The 13,550-nt window shown below is 68.8% G+C and carries 15 protein-coding genes; 8 read left to right on the forward strand and 7 right to left on the reverse strand.

The genetic code is table 11. The features are described 5' to 3' along the window. The coding region (locus ACWEH3_RS31600; protein ID WP_450026339.1) for a hypothetical protein at positions 1 to 206 on the forward strand (206 nt) is incomplete at its 5' end. Positions 207 to 419: 213 nt separating this feature from the next. On the opposite strand, the gene ACWEH3_RS31605 is transcribed toward ACWEH3_RS31600, so the two are convergent. Then, entirely contained in the window at positions 420 to 1,307 is an 888-nt protein-coding gene (locus ACWEH3_RS31605) for a LysR family transcriptional regulator (RefSeq protein ID WP_450026337.1), read from the reverse strand. A 79-nt stretch (positions 1,308 to 1,386) separates the two neighbouring features. Here ACWEH3_RS31605 and ACWEH3_RS31610 point away from each other — a divergent pair, with 79 nt between their 5' ends. From ACWEH3_RS31610 to ACWEH3_RS31620, 3 genes are all read left to right on the forward strand, one after another. Continuing rightward, positions 1,387 to 2,328 (forward strand): EamA family transporter, encoded by a 942-nt coding sequence (locus tag ACWEH3_RS31610; protein ID WP_450026335.1) that lies wholly within the window; start codon positions 1,387 to 1,389, stop codon positions 2,326 to 2,328. After that, positions 2,325 to 2,957 (forward strand): NAD(P)-dependent oxidoreductase, encoded by a 633-nt coding sequence (locus tag ACWEH3_RS31615; RefSeq protein ID WP_450026333.1) that lies wholly within the window; start codon positions 2,325 to 2,327, stop codon positions 2,955 to 2,957. The genes ACWEH3_RS31610 and ACWEH3_RS31615 overlap by 4 nt, the downstream gene beginning before the upstream one ends. A 61-nt stretch (positions 2,958 to 3,018) precedes the next feature. Then, the gene (locus tag ACWEH3_RS31620) at positions 3,019 to 3,351 is read left to right on the forward strand and encodes a hypothetical protein (protein ID WP_450026331.1); all 333 of its coding nucleotides are present in this window, start codon (positions 3,019 to 3,021) and stop codon (positions 3,349 to 3,351) included. On the opposite strand, the gene gatB is transcribed toward ACWEH3_RS31620, so the two are convergent. The 6 genes from gatB to ACWEH3_RS31650 all read right to left on the reverse strand — a co-directional run bounded on the left by gatB (position 3,348) and on the right by ACWEH3_RS31650 (position 9,106). Then, positions 3,348 to 4,853, reverse strand: coding sequence for an Asp-tRNA(Asn)/Glu-tRNA(Gln) amidotransferase subunit GatB (gatB, locus tag ACWEH3_RS31625; RefSeq protein WP_450026329.1), 1,506 nt, complete (start codon positions 4,851 to 4,853; stop codon positions 3,348 to 3,350). The two genes, ACWEH3_RS31620 and gatB, sit on opposite strands and share 4 nt — an antisense overlap. A gap of 64 nt (positions 4,854 to 4,917) precedes the next feature. Continuing rightward, positions 4,918 to 6,294 carry an alpha/beta hydrolase family protein gene (locus ACWEH3_RS31630; RefSeq protein ID WP_450026327.1) on the reverse strand — a complete coding sequence of 459 codons (1,377 nt, stop codon included), beginning with the start codon at positions 6,292 to 6,294 and terminating at the stop codon, positions 4,918 to 4,920. An 89-nt stretch (positions 6,295 to 6,383) separates the two neighbouring features. Next, the gene (locus ACWEH3_RS31635) at positions 6,384 to 6,791 is read right to left on the reverse strand and encodes a PIN domain-containing protein (protein WP_450026325.1); all 408 of its coding nucleotides are present in this window, start codon (positions 6,789 to 6,791) and stop codon (positions 6,384 to 6,386) included. Beyond that, on the reverse strand, positions 6,781 to 7,038 hold the full coding sequence (locus ACWEH3_RS31640; protein ID WP_450026323.1) for a type II toxin-antitoxin system Phd/YefM family antitoxin: 258 nt from the start codon (positions 7,036 to 7,038) through the stop codon (positions 6,781 to 6,783). Before ACWEH3_RS31640 ends, ACWEH3_RS31635 begins: the two co-directional genes overlap by 11 nt. Before the next feature lie 63 nt (positions 7,039 to 7,101). Further along, the gene (locus ACWEH3_RS31645; protein ID WP_355078821.1) at positions 7,102 to 8,136 is read right to left on the reverse strand and encodes an ATP-dependent 6-phosphofructokinase; all 1,035 of its coding nucleotides are present in this window, start codon (positions 8,134 to 8,136) and stop codon (positions 7,102 to 7,104) included. A gap of 82 nt (positions 8,137 to 8,218) precedes the next feature. After that, positions 8,219 to 9,106, reverse strand: coding sequence for a hypothetical protein (locus tag ACWEH3_RS31650; protein WP_450026321.1), 888 nt, complete (start codon positions 9,104 to 9,106; stop codon positions 8,219 to 8,221). Positions 9,107 to 9,230: 124 nt separating this feature from the next. Between ACWEH3_RS31650 and ACWEH3_RS31655 the strand changes: the two genes are divergently transcribed. The 4 genes from ACWEH3_RS31655 to ACWEH3_RS31670 all read left to right on the forward strand — a co-directional run bounded on the left by ACWEH3_RS31655 (position 9,231) and on the right by ACWEH3_RS31670 (position 13,516). Then, positions 9,231 to 9,380 carry a hypothetical protein gene (locus ACWEH3_RS31655; protein WP_450026319.1) on the forward strand — a complete coding sequence of 50 codons (150 nt, stop codon included), beginning with the start codon at positions 9,231 to 9,233 and terminating at the stop codon, positions 9,378 to 9,380. Positions 9,381 to 9,936: 556 nt separating this feature from the next. Beyond that, complete coding sequence (locus ACWEH3_RS31660) at positions 9,937 to 11,064, forward strand: Gfo/Idh/MocA family protein (RefSeq protein ID WP_452358449.1); 1,128 nt, start codon at positions 9,937 to 9,939, stop codon at positions 11,062 to 11,064. Positions 11,065 to 11,119: 55 nt separating this feature from the next. Next, positions 11,120 to 11,707 carry a TetR/AcrR family transcriptional regulator gene (locus ACWEH3_RS31665; protein WP_450025741.1) on the forward strand — a complete coding sequence of 196 codons (588 nt, stop codon included), beginning with the start codon at positions 11,120 to 11,122 and terminating at the stop codon, positions 11,705 to 11,707. A 537-nt stretch (positions 11,708 to 12,244) separates the two neighbouring features. Further along, positions 12,245 to 13,516, forward strand: a complete 1,272-nt coding sequence (locus tag ACWEH3_RS31670) for a cytochrome P450 (RefSeq protein ID WP_450025739.1) — start codon at positions 12,245 to 12,247, stop codon at positions 13,514 to 13,516. The last annotated feature ends 34 nt before the right edge of the window (positions 13,517 to 13,550 follow it).

The raw sequence follows: 13,550 nt of genomic DNA on the forward strand, positions 1-13,550 counted from the left end.
GGCGACTTCGTCGCGGACGCGGCGGCCGCTCGGACGCGAGCCGGGCCGCGAACGGAACAGGCTCGGTCTCGCTTCGCTCGAAAGACTTGGTCGAGGTGCGCTGGGCGCGTGCGGGGGTGGTCGCGCGCCTGACGCTTTGCCTTGTCGAGGTGGTGGGTGGCTGCCGCTCACTCTTTCCGCACGAACGAACAGCCGCCCCCGACTGAGGCGAGCGCGCAACGGCATGAGCGCCGATCTCGCTGTCGGAACCGGCGCCGACCGCCCTGGGGAGCCACGGACGGACCCAGGTTTCGCTCGTGCCACTCGACACCGACACATCCGGCAGAGTCCGATCAGGTCAGGGGGGCGAAGAAGGTCAGGATGTCCCTCCACAGCATCTCTCCCGGTGCGGCGCTTGCGCCGAGATGAGACGAGATTCTTCAGGAGTCGTCCGAGGCCTTCGCGGCGATGCCGAGAACGGTGAGGAACGCGGTGGCCGCCGGTGTGCGGCTGCGGCTCCAGATGACGTATTCGACTCGGGCGGGGGCATCGGTGACCTCGATGGTGGTCACGCCCTCTAGTTGGGGCACGTAAGCGGACGGGAGCATGGCGACGGCGAGGCCGGGGCGGACGAGTCGGGCGATGTAGTCCGCGCTGGTCACTTCGAAAGCGACGTCGCGGTCCAGACCTGCGGCTGTGAAGGCCTGGTCGGACTGGAGACGTCCGGCGGTCCCGGCCGGGAGATCCACGAAGACCTCGGCAGACAATGTGCGCAGGTCGGTCGATCGCTCCCCGGCGAGCGGGTGGTCCGGCGCGACGACGGCTACGAGCCGGTCGCGGGCGAGTTCGTGCGCGACCACGCCTCGTGGCCGTGCCGTCGTCGGCAATCCGAGGAATGCGACGTCGACGGCTCCTTGCTCGACCTTCTCCACCAGCTCCTCGCTCGCACCCACGCGCAGGCTGATGCGCACGTGCGGGTGACGGCGGCGGAAATCGCGCAGCGCCTCCGGAATGTCCACCGCGGCGACCGTAGGGATCAGCCCGACAGCGAGCCGCCCGCGCACCTCGCCGACCGCCGCGGCCACCTCGGCGGCGGCGCGCTCGGCAGCGTCCAGGCACTGGCGGGCGGCGGGGAGGAACGCCGCGCCGGCCGGTGTGAGGCGCACCCGGCGGCTGGTGCGCTCGAAGAGTCGCGCGCCCAATTCCCGTTCCAGACGCGCGATCTGATGGCTGAGGGCGGACTGCACGACGAGGCATCGTTCGGCGGCCCGGGTGAAGCTGTTCGTCTCGGCCACGGCGATGACGTAGCGCATCTGCTGGAGCTCCATGGATTGATCTTTGAACACGATTGATGAATTGACAAACATGTGTTGGACTCATTGATCACTTTCGCGTGAGACTGCGAAGGTGAAAAGTCCAGCAACACAGGCGGTTTTCGGCGGAACCGCGCCACTGGGAACCCTGCCGCGCACCGTCCTGACGGCGCTCGCTCCCGCGTCATGGGGCACGACCTATGTCGTCACCACCGAGCTGCTCCCACCGGGACACCCGTTGTTCGCCGGTCTCCTGCGGGCCTTGCCGGCGGGGTTGATCGCGCTGGCGATCACGCGGACGCTGCCGCGCGGAGTTTGGTGGGGCAAAGCCGCGGTACTGGGTGTGCTCAACATCGGGCTGCTGTTCCCGATGCTGTTCCTCGCCGCCGAACGCCTACCGGGTGGCGTGGCCGCGACCTTGGCGGCGGCCCAGCCGCTCGTCGTGGCCGTCTTGGCCGTGGTGATCTTGGGCGAAAGCCCCTCCGCTCGGCGCCTCGTCTGGGGAGCGATAGGCCTTGTCGGCATCGGCTTGGTGGTGATCGGGCCGGACGCGGCCTTCGACCTCACCGGGGTTGTCGCGGGCCTTGCCGCCGCGGCTTCCATGGCGCTCGGCCTGACCCTCACGAAGAAGTGGGGGCGGCCTGCCGAGGCCGGTCCCACGGCGTTCGCGGGCTGGCAACTCACTGCCGGTGGGCTGTTCCTGCTGCCTCTCACGTTCTTCGTCGAAGGGCCGCCTCCCGCGATCGACCCGCCCGCCGTTCTCGGGTACCTATGGCTGGGGCTGGTCGGGGGTCTGCTCGCGTATGTCCTGTGGTTCCGCGGCATCGGCTCCTTGCCCGTCACCTCCGTCGCGGTTCTGGTTCTGCTCTCGCCGCTGGTCGCGGCGGTTCTCGGCGCCGTTCTGCTCGGCCAGACACTCGGCCCGGTCCAACTCGCGGGGTTCGGGCTCGCGCTCGCCGCGATCGTCGCGGGACAGCTTCCCGCGCCCACCCGCTCGTCCGCTCCTGTCGCAGCACCCGAAGGGATATCGAAATGAAGATCGCCGTCGTCGGAGCCGCAGGCATGGTCGGCTCGTGCGTCGTCGACGAGGCCGCCAGCCGCGGCCACGAGATCGTCGCCGTCTTCCGGAAAGGGCGGCGGATCGCCCTGCCGCCCATGGTGACCGTTGCCGAGGGCGACGCGAACGACAGTGTCCGGATGAGCGAATTGTTCGACGGCGCCGACGCGATCGTGGCCGCTACCCGTGCGGCCGCCGGGCAGGAACACACCGTCACGACGACCACGACAGCCCTGCTCGACGCGGCCGCGGCCACCGGGACGCGCATCCTCGTCGTCGGCGGCGCCGCGCCGCTACGGGTTCCGGGACACCCCGAGCGGCTGGTGATCGACAGTCCGGAATACGTACCGGCGTCGATCCGCACCATCGCCGCCGCGAGCGTCGCGCAATGGGAGACCTGCCGAGCGCATCCGGCCGACTCGGTCTATCTCAGCCCACCCGCCCTCCTCGAACCCGGACAGCGCACCGGGAAGTACCGGCGGGGCACCACGACGCTGATCACCAGCGCCGACGGCGCGTCCCGGATCTCGGCGGAAGACCTTGCCGTAGCCGTCCTGGACGAGCTCGAAAACCCCCGCGAGAACGAACATTTCACCGTCGGTTACTGACACGTCGAAACGCTCGGCACTGCGCACACCCGACGGCACCGGCTTGATCATCATGCAGTCGGTGACCGGCCGGTTGTTCCGCGTCGACCCGGCGACGGGCACGACACGGCGGATCGACCTCGGCACCGAGACCCTGCCCAACGGGGACGGACTGCTGCTACGCGGCGACACACTTCTGGTCGTGCAGAACCGGTCCAACACGATCGCGGTGGTCGCGCTCGACCACGCGGGCGCTACGGGATCGGTCGTAGGACGCGTCACCGACCCGCGCTTCGACGTACCGACGACAGTCGCGGCGTACGAGGAGCGGCTCTACCTGCCGAACGCGCGCTACACCACGCCGCCGACCCCGACCACGTCCTACAGCGCGGTCGTGGTCGACCACCGAACCTAGCTGCAGGCGGCCAGGACAAGTTCGCGGACGCGCGCCGCGTCGGCCTGACCGCGGGTCGCCTTCATGACGTCGCCGACGATCTTGCCCGCGGCCTGCACCTTGCCGGAGCGGATCTTGTCGGCGATGTCGGGGTTGGCGGCCAGGGCCTTCTCCACCTCCGACTGCAAGGCGCTGTCGTCGCTGACCATGCCGAGGCCCTTGGCCTCGACGATCTGCGCGGGGTCGCCCTCGCCTGCCAGCACGTGGTCGACGACCTGCTTGGCCACCTTGTTGTTGATCGTCTTCGCGTCGACCAGCTTGATCACCTCGGCGACCTGGGCCGGGCTGATCGGCAGCTCCTCCAGCGCGACCTCGCGCTCCTTGGCCTTCTCGGTGAGGTAGGCGACCCACCAGGAGCGCGCCTCGTTGGCCGGTGCGCCCGCGTCGACGGTGGCGATGATCAGGTCCAGCGCGCCCGCGTTGACCAGGTCGCGCATCACCTCGTCGGACAGGCCCCAATCGGACTGGATGCGCGCGCGGCGCAGCCAGGGGTACTCGGGAATGGTGCCGCGCAACTGCTCGACCCACTCCGCCGCGGGCGCGACGGGTTCGAGGTCCGGCTCGGGGAAGTAGCGGTAGTCCTCGGCGGTCTCCTTGCGGCGACCGGGCGAAGTGGTGCCGTCGGCCTCGTGGAAGTGCCTGGTCTCCTGGACTATCGTGCCGCCGGCCGCGAGCACAGCGGCCTGCCTGCGCATCTCGAAGCGCACCGCGACCTCGACGCTGCGCAGCGAGTTGACGTTCTTGGTCTCCGTGCGGGTGCCGAATTCCGTTGCGCCGATGGGCATCAGGGAGACGTTCGCGTCGCAGCGCAGCGAACCCTGCTCCATCTTCACGTCGGACACCCCGAGCGACTTCAGCAGATCCCGCAGCGCCGTCACGTACGCCCGCGCCACCTCGGGGGCGCGCTCCCCCGCGCCGGTGATCGGCTTGGTGACGATCTCGATCAGCGGCACGCCCGCCCGGTTGTAATCGAGCAGGGAGTGGCTCGCGCCGTGGATGCGGCCGGTCGCACCGCCGATGTGCACCGACTTGCCGGTGTCCTCCTCCATGTGCGCGCGCTCGATGTCGACACGGAACGTGCTGCCGTCGTCGAGCACCACGTCCAGGTGCCCGTTCGTGGCGATCGGCTCGTCGTACTGGCTGATCTGGTAGTTCTTCGGCTGGTCGGGGTAGAAGTAGTTCTTCCGCGCGAACCGGCCCCACGGCGTGATCGAGCAGTTCAGCGCCAGCCCGATCCGGATGGCCGATTCGACGGCCTTCTGGTTGACCACCGGGAGCGAACCGGGCAGGCCGAGGCACACGGGGCACACCTGGGTGTTCGGCTCGGCGCCGAACTCGGTCGGGCAACCGCAGAACATCTTCGTCGCGGTGTTCAGCTCGACGTGGACCTCCATGCCGAGCACCGGCTCGAACCGAGCGATGACATCCGAGTAATCCATCAGGTCGACCGTGGGTGCGCTCATGGCCATCAGTTTAGGTAAGCGCTCCCGTCGCAGCGCAGCGGCTCTCGCGTCCCGCGGCGCGGTGTTACTTCACCGGGACCCGCTGCCGCAGCCAGCCGGTGACGTAGTCGAGCACCTCGGGAGCGATGGTCGTTTCGATGGCGCCGTACTCGCGGGGAAGGCCGGTCTCGGTGTGCTGCATCAGGTGGTTGAGACCCGGGAAGACGTGGACGGTCGCATCGGGGTCGGCGGCGAGGTGGTCGCGCATCGGCTGCTCGCTCTGCGCCGGGGGCACCTGGAGATCCTTGCCGCCGAAGAACGCGAGCACCGGAACGCGCAGCGCGGAGAGGGCGGGCGCCGGATCGTAGGCGACCAGGGCGGCCAGATACGGCGTGATCTGCGCGGCGGCCTGGTCGTCGGGCACGCGCTGGTCGGCGGGCAGGGCCTGGTTCTGCCGGACGGCCAGTTGTCTCGCTCCGTCGAGGTCGCCCGCCTTCAGCAGGGCGGACAGTTCGGCCATGTCGCGGACCTGGGTCTCCACCTGGTCGGGAGGTGTGCCGTTCGCGGTGGCGAGCAAGCGGGTCTGTTCGACGAGCACGTCCGAGCCCGGGACGCCGGGTCCGGCCATCAGGACGGCGAACGCGACGCCGCTGTCGGGGCGCGCGGCGACCAGCGGCGCGAGGTAGCCGCCCTCGCTGTGGCCGAAGAGCCCGACCCGCGCCGGGTCGATCTCGGAGCGGGCCCGCAGGAAGCGGACGCCCGCGGCGGCGTCCTCGGCCAGGTCGGTGTAGTTCGCATCGTCCAGCTTGCCGCCGGTGCCACCGACGCCTCGGTCGTCGGTGCGCAGCACGGCGTAGCCCGCGCGGGTGAAGGTGTCGGCCAGCAGGAGGAACGGCTTGTGCCCCATCAGTTCCTCGTTGCGGTCCTGGGCGCCGCTTCCGGTGATCATGAGGATGGCGGGGAACGGGCCAGGGCCCTGCGGTTCGGTCAACGTGCCCGCGATGGTGATGCCGCCGTTGCCGTAGGTGACATCCTCTGTCTTGTACGGGAACGGTGGCTTCGGTTCCTGCGGATGGGCCGGCGGCACGACCTTGCCCCGGCTCAGCACCAGCGGGAATTTCTGCCCCGCCTGGGTGAGATCTCCGGTGATCCGGTCGGTTCCGGACTCGTACTTGCCGTGAAACACCGGATCGCCCGGGACGTCGGGGACCGCGAAGGACACGCCGTTGCGGTCGGTGCTGACGTCTTTGAGTTGCACGCCGCTCATGCCCTGCGCCGGGATGTCGACGGTGGCCGTGCCGTCGTCGTGGAAACTCACGCCGACCTGCACCGGCTGGCCGGGGACCTCGACGGCGCCGTGCCAGTCACCTGTGGTCGGCTCGGGCGGATTCGGCTCCGAGCACCCGGCCACCAGTGCCGCGATCACGAACAGAGCCAACGCGATCAGTCGCCCACTGCGCATGCGACTCAGGGTACCGACCCGCGACGACCAACTACCGAAACAGCGCGGCTGCTCGTGCGAACTCACCACACGCGCGCCGACGAGACGGCTCAAACCGGAACGACAGTCAGCACTTGCTCGAGGCCATAGAAGTCTTTGGGGTTACGGGTAAACAGCGGCAATCCGTGAATGGAAGCGATTGCGCCGATCATCAGATCGAACTTGCGTGGTTTCGGGCTTCGTCCTCCGACCGTCAGCAAACCGGCCATCAAAGTGAATCGGCGAGCAGCCTCTGCAGTGAAAGGCAATGCTGCGAAGGCGCTTTCGAACTCTTGAAGGCGTTCGGTACGTAACAACCTGCTGGTAGCGTCGGGCGCGGCGGCAACCCCCAACCCCAGTTCCGTAAGGGTCACGGTGCTGATCTTCGACACAAGCGGAAGCTGATCTTCCGGGATTTCATCGAGGTCGATCAGTACGCATGTATCCAGCAGGCCCGAGTCCAGCCGCTCACTGGTCATCGAGCCGGTCTTCCCCGAAGATCGCGTCCACCTGGGCACGCTCCTCGACGCTGCTGCTCGCGCGAGCAAAGCGAGCGAGCCGCCGCTTCAGCTCAGCGGTTGTGACCTCGCGCGCTGGCGCTAACGGCCGCAACTCACCCACTGGGCGGCCGTTGCGGGTGATGATGAAATCTTCACCCGCTTCCAGGGCATCCATCACAGCGGCACTTCCGTTGCGCAATTCAGCTTGGCTGATAGTCCGGGACACAGATCGATGATAGCGCCGGATGCTATCCGACGCTATCGACTTTCGGTCAACCCGGAGGCGCGCCTACCCGAAGAACGCCTCCGCCTCGCGGTAGCGCTCCGAAGGCACCCGCTTGAGCTGCTTGGTGGCCTCCGACAGCGGGACCAGGTCGATGGTGGTGCCGTGCAACGCGACCATCTGGCCGAACTTGCCCGCGTGCACCGCCTCGGCCGCGTGCAGGCCGAAGCGCGTGGCCAGCACCCGGTCGTAGGGCGTGGGGCTGCCGCCGCGCTGCACGTGTCCGAGCACGGTGGTGCGGACCTCTTTGCCGATGCGCCGCTCGATCTCCACGCCGAGCTGCTGGGCGACGCCGGTGAACCGCTCGTGGCCGAACTCGTCGATGCCGCCCTCGCGCAAGGTGAACCCGGAGTCCGGCGCAGGGTGCGACCCCTCGGCGACGACGCAGATGAAGTGCTTGTCACCGCGCTGGAAACGCCGCTTGATCATGGCGCACACCTCGTCCACCTCGAAGGGGACCTCCGGCACGAGCGTCAGATGGGCGCCCGCCGCCATGCCCGCGCCGACCGCGATCCAGCCCGCGTGGCGGCCCATCACCTCGATGAGCATGACGCGCTGGTGCGATTCGGCGGTGGTGTGCAGCCGGTCGATCGCCTCGGTGGCGATGTTCAAGGCGGTGTCGTGGCCGAAAGTGACGTCGGTGCAATCGATGTCGTTGTCGATGGTCTTCGGGACGCCGACCACCGGTACGCCTTCGTCGGACAACCAGCTCGCGGCGGTCAGCGTGCCCTCGCCGCCGATCGGGATCAGGGCTTCGATGCCGTTGTCGTCCAGGGTCTGCTTGATCCGGCCGAGGCCCGCCCGCAGCACGTCGGGGTTGGTGCGGGCGGTGCCGAGGATGGTGCCACCCTTGGTGAGGATCCGGTCGGTGCGGTCGTCGTTGCGGATCTGGATCTTTCGGTCCTCCAATAGGCCGCGCCAACCGTCCTCGAAGCCGACGATCGCGTCTCCGTAACGGCCGTTCGCGGTGCGAACGACGGCGCGGATGACCGCGTTCAGTCCTGGGCAGTCTCCGCCTCCGGTCAGAACTCCGATGCGCATGGCCGCTATCTTGCCCCTCATGTCCGATCTCGGCAGCCCCGCCCCCGTGAACGTCGCGTAACACTGACCTGGACAGATGACCTCACGCGGCCGCGCAATGACCCCCGGCCAGCTCGTCGAGATGCTGGGAGACGACCGTGGCCAGTTTGTCCAGAACGTTCATGCCGTCGCTGAACGATCCCGACTCCGGCTGCACCGCGACCGCGATCGCGATCTGCCCCGAGGGGACGTTGATGATCCCGAACTGCCGCACCAGGTAGTTGCCGGACACGTCCGGCCCCCAGCCGCCCTTGAACTCGGCGCCGCCGAACTCGCCGAGACCCCAGCGCTGGCTGGCGATGACCTGTTCCATCAGCGAAGTCACGCGGTCGGTCTGGGGCAGACACGGCAAATGTGAAGCGAACCGCACCTGGTCGATCAGCGACCACTCCGCCTGACCGAAGGCCGAGTGCTCGGCACGGGCGCGGGTGGCGGGCACGACGGTCTTGCTGTCCCCGCCTTCGCGCAGCACCGCCTGCACGGCCTGCGCCGCCTCTTGCGGCGTGCCCAGCGACTGCCACAGCACGTCGGCGGCGGCGTTGTCGGATTGCGTGATCGCGGCCGACGCGGCGTAGTTCGAGCTGCTCGGACTGCGCCGCAGCGCGGCGACGGTCAGCGGCACCTTCATCGTCGACCAGGCCGGACCGCTGGTCCATTCGCCGAAGGTGATCGGCTGCTCTCCGCCGACCGGCACGATGGCCATGCCCATCTTCCCGCGCACGCCCGCAGCGAGCTCGGCGTAGCTCGCGGCCAAGGTGCCCGGCACGATGATGGACAGGCCCTTCTGGTCGGTGCGGGCCGCGGCCTCGGTGATGGTCGGCTCGCTCGACGAATCCTCGGCGCGGTTGGTACCGCACCCGGCTACCAGAGCCGCGGCAAGCGCCGCACAACCCAGGACGTTTCGAACTCTGCGGAATCGATCAGTAGACATTTTCGGCACATTCTTCTCGCGAACTCCCCCGGCTCGCCGACCGGCGACCGCGACGACAGGGGCGCGGCCTCGGGTCGACTGACTCTTGTCTCCCCGCCAGATGACGACGGCGCGGTCAACAAGCATGGACACCTCCACCTACCCGCCCGATGTCGCCGAGCGGCCGGGTTCGGAACCGACGTTCGCCGCCGGCCTCACCCGAGAACTGCTTCTCGTTATCCCGGAGAACGTACTAGATGAATTGATTACGCCCCAGTTCACCGAAAACCTCTGACCCCCACGGCCACTGCCGAACGGGTCAGCGCACCCCGGTCGCACTCAATAGCATTCGAGTATTACCGCAGGATTTTTTGGGTGCTAGCGGTACGCCCCCGAGGGCAAGGCTTGCCGCGAGCGCGTTTGGCGGGCTTCACGACGAGATGCACCCGGCTCGACGGACAGCACATCGAGGCGGTCGACGCAAGCCCCCCGAGGCCGGGAACGACCACCGCCATGGAGTTCGGCAGCCACGATCGGATCGAGCCCGGCCGACGCCCCCGCCGCGAGCACGGTCACCGCCAATTCGCCGGAGTGGCGCCACTGCCCGGACGTGAACTTCCAACCCGCGGGCACTCCCGCGCCGGACCACCCCGGAGCACCGCCGTCCCGATCCGGCGCAAATCTCTCGCACACTTATTCGCAATCTCTCAGCAACCATCATTGGGGCCGAAGCGGAGGGGGCCGCACTCTCGAATCGGCGGCTAATTTTTTACCTATCGGTACATTATCGGTTGCCACGCGGCCGCAGCGCGTCTAGTTTGCTACCAAACAGTACATAACTAGGAGTCCTCATGACCGGTAGCACCGCCCCGCTCGGTGTCGGCGTCGTCGGCGCGAATCCCACCGGAAGCTGGGCCGCCGCGACCCACCTGCCCGCGCTGGCCGCACTACCCGAGTTCCGCGTTACGGCGGTGGCGACAACCAACCCCGCCTCGGCCGCAGCCGCGGCCGAGGCCACCGGAGCTACGCACGCGTTCACCGACGCGGCCGAGCTGGCCGCGCATCCCGAGGTGGATCTGGTTGTGGCGACGGTGAAGTCACCGGGGCACGCGGCGGTGGTGCGCGCGGCGCTCGCGGCGGGCAAGCACGTCGTCTGCGAGTGGCCGATGGGCGCGAGCGCGGCCGAGAGCGCCGAGCTGACCGCGGCGGCGACAGCGGCGGATGTAGTGCACGCGGTGGTCTTGCAGGGCTACCACTCACCGTCGGTGAACTTCGTCCGCGATCTGCTCGCGGCGGGCCGGGTCGGCGCCGTTTCCGCGATCACCGTCATCGCCGCCGGAGATCCGTTCGGCGGCGGTTCGATTCGGCCGGAATTGGCTTGGACCACCGATCCCGCCCATGGCACCGGTCTGCTGACGATCATGGCCGGGCACGTGCTCGCGGTGCTCGAACATCTGGCCGGTGAACTCGCCGAAGTGTCCGCCGTCGTCGCCACACTGCACGACGAATTGACCGTCGTCGGCACCGGCCGGACCGTCCCGAATCGGCAGCCGGAGCAGTTGGTCCTGGCCGGTCGCCTGAAGAGCGGCGCGGTCGCCGCGGTGACCGTGCACGGCGGAAACGCGGACGCTCCGTCCGGATTCGCACTGCACATTCGCGGTACGGAGGGGGCTCTTGCCATCAGCCCGGTGCAGGCCGGGATGTTTCCGCACTGGGCCGACTGGCGCATCGAACTGCGCACCGATCGGGGGTCCGTCAGCGAACTCCGGGTCCCGGACCGCTACCGCCTGGTGCCGTCCACACTGCCCCCGGGCCCGGTCGCCCACGTCGCGGGCGTCTACCGCGAGACCGCGAGCGCTATCGCCGAGGGCAGGACCGCTCGGCCCGACTTCACCGTGGGCCTGCGCCAGCGCCGCCTCGTCGACGCCATCGCCGAAGCCGCGGAAACCGGTGTGCGCAGACCGGTCGGCGACCTGTGAGCGCGCACCGCGGCGGCCTAAGGTACCGATAGGCAAACAGCAGTGGGAGGTGCCCATGCCGGGAGGCAGGCCCCGGAGCTTCGACATCGACAGCGCGCTGGACCGCGCGCTGGAGGTGTTCTGGCGGTACGGCTACGAGGGCGCCGCGTTGTCGGATCTCACCGCGGCGATGGGCATCAACCGTCCCAGCTTGTACGCCGCCTTCGGCAGCAAAGCCGAACTGTTCGACCGAGCGCTCGAACGCTATGTCGACGGACCAGGGCGCTACCTCACCGAAGCCATCGAACTCCCGACCGCCCGCGCGGTCGCGGCCGCGTACCTCGCCGGCGCGATCGAGCTGACCACCGGGCACGACAGCCCCGGCTGCCTATCGGTGCGCAGCGCGCAAGCCTGCGGGCCGGAGGCCGAGCACAGCCGCAAGAGCGCGGCGGCGGTCCGCCTCGCGGGCGAGGCCGCGCTGCGGCGGCGCTTGGAGCGAGCACGCGCCGAGGGCGACCTCCCCGAGGACAGCAAACCCGCCGACCTCGCCCGCTACCTCATGACGGTCTCCGACGGGATCGCGGTCCAAGCGGCCTCGGGCGCGAAACCGTCGCACCTGCGCCGGACCGCGGACATCGCACTGCGGTCGTGGCCACAGCCCTGAAACCAGCCTCGGCGCCCTGGAACGTCATCTCGACGCCATGCCCGACGAGAAAGGACACCATCCCGTCGCTCGCGTCGCCGAACGGTATGCGGCGGACCTCGGCGAATGATCAGGCCGACCATCGCATGAACGCCGAACCGCCCATCGCGCAACGGAGGCGGGGCTTGGTGAGTCAGTCGCCACGACGCTTCCGCTGACACTGAAAGAGGCGCTCGGGCGGGGCGTCCGCGCCCGTCCGAGCAAGCGGACGCACGCGACCGAGGCCTCTGTCGCCACCGAATCGCCACACCGTACGGACGAAACGGCGACGTGCTTTGCGAGTCGCCTGCCGAGGGGCGCGAGCAAGCCCCAGACCGACGCGGCCGCCGCGGACAGCTCCGCGTTCACCGATCGGGCGGCTCAAACCACCCCACCACGGCGCCGGAACTGCTTACGATCCCGTAGCTACATCGGAAAACATGCACCTGACCGGCGCATAGCCGACCCCGCGTGCCCGCACGCGCCGGCGACGAGCCTTCTCTTCTGGAGTCATGCCCTTTGTCCACGCCACAGTCCCCGCAATCCACTTCTGAGAGCACGAAAAGCTGTCCAGTCCAGCACAATTCGCCACTAGACACCGACGGGCCACGGGTCGCGTTGTACACGGAGGCATTCGCCGCGGACCCACATCACGCCTACCGTGAGATGCGCCGCCGGTACGGCTCGCTCGTGCCGATCGAACTGGCGCCGGATGTGCCCGCGACGTTGGTGATCGGTTACTACACGGCCCTGCGAATCCTCAACGACCCGGTGCACTTTCCCTCGGACCCACGCACCTGGCAGCAGGGCATTCCCGCTGGCTGCCCGATCCTGCCGATGATGGAGTGGCGGCCGAACGCGCTGCGCAACACCGGATTCGAGCACCAGCGCTACCGGCAGGTGAATGTCGCCGCTATCGACGCGGTCGACCTGCACGGATTGCACACGACGACCGAACAGGTCGCGGGCCCGCTGATCAACGCCTTCTGCCAAGACGGTGCGGCGGATCTGATCAGCCAGTACGCGTTCCCGCTCACATTCGCGGTGCTCAATTCGATGCTCGGCTGCCCGCCGGAGATCGGGCAGCACGTCGCGATCGGCATGGCCGCCATCTTCGAGGGCGTCAACGCGGACAAGGGCAACGCGATGCTCGCCGACGCGCTGTTCGACCTGGTGCAGATGAAGCGGCGGAGTCCGGGGGACGACATCACCTCGCGACTGCTGCGGCACCCCGTCGGCCTCGACGACATGGAGATGATCCACCAGTTGGTCACCCTGTACGGGGCGGGGATCGAGCCACAGCAGAACCTGATCGCCAACACCTTGCTGTTGATGCTCACCGACCGCCGATTCGCGGGCGGGCTGTTCGGCGGCAGCCTGTCCACCCGCGACGCACTCGACGAGGTGCTGTTCGACGACCCGCCCGGCGCCAACTACTGCTTCAGTTACCCGAAACAGCCGATCCTCATCGACGACGTGTGGTTGCCCGCGCACCAGCCGGTCGTGATCAGCATGGCCGCGTGCAACACCGATCCGGCGATCCACACCGGCCAGCACACCGACAGCCGGGCGCACCTGGCTTGGGGAGCCGGACCGCACTCCTGCCCCGCCAAATCGATGGCGTACCTGATCGCGCAGGACGCCATCGACCAACTACTCGATGCCCTGCCCGAGCTACGACTGGCGGTCGAGCCGGAAGAGCTGTCCTGGCGACCGGGACCGTTCCACCGTGCCCTCGTGTCGTTGCCCGTCGTCTTCCCGGAATCCCCGCCGATGCCCGGGTTCGGGTAGCCGAACGGCGGCGGCACCGGACGCCGCGGCCCGG

The sequence above is a fragment of the Nocardia sp. NPDC004718 genome, from assembly GCF_053601535.1.

Coding starts and splice junctions, on each gene's coding strand:
- ACWEH3_RS31650 (WP_450026321.1), bottom strand. CDS start 9,106: ATGTCTACTGATCGATTCCGCAGAGTTCGAAACGTCCTGGGTTGTGCG.
- ACWEH3_RS31665 (WP_450025741.1), top strand. CDS start 11,120: ATGCCGGGAGGCAGGCCCCGGAGCTTCGACATCGACAGCGCGCTGGAC.
- ACWEH3_RS31635 (WP_450026325.1), bottom strand. CDS start 6,791: ATGACCAGTGAGCGGCTGGACTCGGGCCTGCTGGATACATGCGTACTG.
- ACWEH3_RS31630 (WP_450026327.1), bottom strand. CDS start 6,294: ATGCGCAGTGGGCGACTGATCGCGTTGGCTCTGTTCGTGATCGCGGCA.
- gatB (WP_450026329.1), bottom strand. CDS start 4,853: ATGAGCGCACCCACGGTCGACCTGATGGATTACTCGGATGTCATCGCT.
- ACWEH3_RS31615 (WP_450026333.1), top strand. CDS start 2,325: ATGAAGATCGCCGTCGTCGGAGCCGCAGGCATGGTCGGCTCGTGCGTC.
- ACWEH3_RS31660 (WP_452358449.1), top strand. CDS start 9,937: ATGACCGGTAGCACCGCCCCGCTCGGTGTCGGCGTCGTCGGCGCGAAT.
- ACWEH3_RS31645 (WP_355078821.1), bottom strand. CDS start 8,136: ATGCGCATCGGAGTTCTGACCGGAGGCGGAGACTGCCCAGGACTGAAC.
- ACWEH3_RS31605 (WP_450026337.1), bottom strand. CDS start 1,307: ATGGAGCTCCAGCAGATGCGCTACGTCATCGCCGTGGCCGAGACGAAC.
- ACWEH3_RS31655 (WP_450026319.1), top strand. CDS start 9,231: ATGGACACCTCCACCTACCCGCCCGATGTCGCCGAGCGGCCGGGTTCG.